2 protein-coding genes and 2 pseudogenes are annotated in these 3,356 nt (G+C 58.3%); 1 reads left to right on the forward strand and 3 read right to left on the reverse strand.

The window, feature by feature from the left end; genetic code table 11:
• Positions 1-209: 209 nt before the first annotated feature.
• The 3 genes and pseudogenes from HK22_RS13830 to HK22_RS13840 form a co-directional block, all read right to left on the reverse strand.
• Positions 210-665 (reverse strand): annotated as a pseudogene (locus HK22_RS13830) (transposase); the annotation flags it as partial.
• Positions 666-930: 265 nt separating this feature from the next.
• Positions 931-2,196: a hypothetical protein gene (locus tag HK22_RS13835; RefSeq protein ID WP_086649695.1), complete on the reverse strand. Its 1,266-nt coding sequence runs from the start codon at positions 2,194-2,196 to the stop codon at positions 931-933.
• Positions 2,197-2,245: 49 nt separating this feature from the next.
• A pseudogene (locus HK22_RS13840) lies at positions 2,246-2,647 on the reverse strand (IS30 family transposase); the annotation flags it as partial.
• Positions 2,648-2,715: 68 nt separating this feature from the next.
• Between HK22_RS13840 and HK22_RS13845 the strand changes: the two are divergent.
• Positions 2,716-3,356 (forward strand): DDE-type integrase/transposase/recombinase (locus HK22_RS13845; protein ID WP_086649697.1); only part of this gene is annotated, 641 nt, incomplete at its 3' end.

A 3,356-nucleotide genomic window follows, 5' to 3' on the forward strand; every position in this document is an offset into this window, starting at 1 on the left:
GGTGTTAAGCGCTGTATCTCACCTCATGAACGCCCCTGGCCAGGGGCGTTCATGAGGTCATCATAACAGGCTGGAAACACATAAGGTGTTTAGTCCCGTGTTTTGATGGGGTACTATTTTCACGAGAGTGGAAGGAAGCCTTATAGGCCAGAGGTGGCCCCGTCTGTTTGGACAGTTTTTGGGTTTGAATAAGCGATACCCGGTTGTTGTCATGCCGCCATTCTGACGGCGCTGCTGTTGGCCCTCTGGTCCGGGGTTAACCCCGGACCAGAGGGCGTCGGCACGTCATGATACGCCTCATCGGGCGTGCGTCCAGCCAGTGCCGCGTGCGGACGCTGCCCGTTATAATGGGTGATCCATTTCGTGAGCCCCACTCGAAGTTCTGATCCGGTCTCAAAGTCGTGCAGGGAGACGCATTCGTATTTCATCGACCGCCACAGACGCTCGATGAACACGTTATCCAGCCAGCGCCCACGTCCATCCATGCTGATGCGGATCTGACGCTCTTCCAGGAGCCCGGTAAAACGGGGCGTCGTGAATTGTGAGCCCTGGTCAGTATTGAAAATTTCCGGGGTGCCGTAGCGCATCAGCGCACCCCGGAGCGCCTCGATACAGAACTCCGCGTCCATCGTGTTCGACAGACGCCAGGACAGGACCTTGCGCGTAACCTTGCCCATAAAACCCGTCCTCTCTCAGGTCGGATTATAGCTTAGACACCTGTCCGAAAAATGGGGTCCACCTCTGTCTGCAAAATATGGACTTCAGAGCCAGAAAAATTCATCATCAGTCCAACCCATCAAATCACGGGACTAAATATCTTTTTTGAGCAGGGACGCCGATGTCCGGTATGCCTTGAGATGTGTTGCATCGATCATCAGCTGCTTCGAACAGCCAACCTCTTCTGTCAGGGTGTCGCTCGGCCTGCCCGCATCATCGAGCTCCCACACGCCGATCCTCCATAATCCTATATCGGATCAGAACGCAAAGGATCACGCACCCCGTGGCGACCGCATAGGTCGTCACGAACCCTTTTGTGCCGCTCGTCGTCAGGGCTAGAACGGGAACGACAAGGATATGTGCCAGGAAATAGGACGCGCCGGAGAGGAACACGGCGGACGCGGCGCGCTCCGATTCCCGTCCGTATAGAATGATCAGATGCGTAGCGAAACCGCTAAATAAGAAATAGCCCGCTTGCAGGCACAGGAAGCCAACGATCGTGAGCGCTGGCCTGCCCGTCACGCTGGCTGCCAGAAGGACGAGGATCGCGCCGACCGGAAGCCATGCGCCTGCCACCTGCTGCCATCGTTCCGATCTGCCGCCCGGTTGGCACGCGAACGCCTGAGTTGCGGCGAAGAGCAAGAGGAGGGCAATGCCGACCCCCACGGTAACGGCACCGACCCAGTCCAGTGATAGGCCCTGACGAAGAAGTAGCGTTTGCACCACGCGATAGGCGAGATCGAGCCCGAGCCAGCCTGAAACCAATGTCGGCAGTAGCAAGGCGAATCTCGTTCGCTTATCGTCCCTTCGCAAAAGCCGTGCTTTGGGGCCGTTAGGGAAGCTTGCCGGAATAGAGCGCGGGGAGGATATGCGCTTCGCCGTCGCCGCGCTGCGCCATAAAGGCAGCGTGATAAGGGCGACCAGCCCGGCCATGACGGCGCAGCAGGCGGGAAGGCCGAGCCAGGCGCTCAGCCCGATGGACATTCCGCTCGCCAGCGTCGAGCCGGCGAGCGCGCCGGCGGCTTCGTAGTGCGAGAAACGCTCCCGTTCCGGCCAACTCCCGGCACCCGAGAGCAGCACCGCGCCGGCATCGAGAATGCCCCGTTCGATTCCGCAGAGCAGGCAGACGGCCATGCCAGCGCCCAGCAGCGCCGTCCTGATCATGGCGATCGTGCTCATAAGGGGCAACGAGGCGGCGAGGGCCAGAAAGATGCTAACGACAGCCGCGCGCAGCACGCAGAGAAGGAGGAGCGGCTGCATCGCCCATTGTTTCGCGCGGGCATATCTCAGCACGGGCGGTACGATGACGGCGCGCATCGACCAGAACAGCGGCAGGGTCGCGAAAAGCGGGAGCGTTCCCCTAGGCGCATTCTGTGCTTTGAGGATCACCGGCGCGGCCGATGACAAGAACAGCACTGCGACGAGGTTTCCGAGATAAGCGAAGCGGATCGCCTGCGCAAAAGGTGCACGTTTCCTCATTGGGATGTTATATCATATCAGTTTGGAGAACCCAACACGGCCGGAATCATCAAAGGTCTGAATGCTCAACGATCGCCTCTGTTTTCTGTAAAAAGTAGTTTATCTTTATCCGCAGCTTCAAACTGAAGTGTGTCACGTCATAAGAATGCAGGCCCTCAGCGCTACAGCCTTTGATGAGCCAATCCATCGCTTCTGCAGGCGTGAGATACCCCAGGCATTTTCTCGGCGTGGCGTTCATCAGACACACGATCCCGGCGAGGTCTTTGGGGGTGAGGGATGCGAGATCCGTCCGCGAGGGCAGGAGCCTGCGCAGCCTGCCATTCATGTTCTCGACAGATCCCTTCTGCCACGGCGTGCGGGGATCGCAGAACCACACATCCATACCGCCACGCGCGACCAACGGCTTATAATGGAGGAATTCCGGGCCACGATCGAAGGTGAGGGATTGCCTGAGAGCCTTAGGTGTTTAGTCCCGTGTTTTGATGGGGTATTATTTTCACGAGAGTGGAAGGAAGCCTTATGGGACAGATACGTCATGGGAGCGCCACGACCACGCACGCCGTGCGAGCGGCAATACAGCGATCGCAGGCTTCGCTCGCGGCGCTGAGCAAGGAGTTCGGGATCAACCCGAAAACAGTTGCAAAATGGCGGAAGCGTCAAACGGTTGAGGATCAGAAGACAGGTCCCAAAGAGCCGCGATCCACGGTTCTGTCCGAGACGGACGAAGCGATGATCGTGGCGTTTCGCCGGCATACGTTGCTACCGCTGGATGACTGTCTTTATGCCCTGCAGGCCAGCATCCCTCATCTGACACGCTCGGCTCTGCATCGCTGCCTTCAGCGCCACGGGATATCCCGGTTGCCGGACATCGAAGGAGACAAGCCCAAACGACAGCGCTTCAAACGCTATCCCATAGGCTTTTTTCACATCGATATTGCCGAAGTACAGACTGCTGAGGGCAAGCTGCACCTCTTCGTTGCTATCGACCAGACAAGCAAATTCGCTGTCACACAACTCGTCGGGAAAGCTGATCGGAAGACAGCCTGGGAATTCCTCGAACATCTCCTGAGCATCATCCCTTACCGGATCCACACCATTCTGACCGATAACGGCATCCAGTTCGCTGATCAGCCCCGTAACCGCAATACGGCCTGGTCTCG

Source organism: Gluconobacter sp. DsW_056, assembly GCF_002153595.1.
In the GTDB taxonomy this organism is placed as follows: Bacteria; Pseudomonadota; Alphaproteobacteria; order Acetobacterales; family Acetobacteraceae; genus Gluconobacter; species Gluconobacter albidus.

Bases quoted from the DNA above. Each gene is read 5' to 3' on its own strand.
- HK22_RS13835 (WP_086649695.1), bottom strand. From the start codon at position 2,196: ATGAGGAAACGTGCACCTTTTGCGCAGGCGATCCGCTTCGCTTATCTC.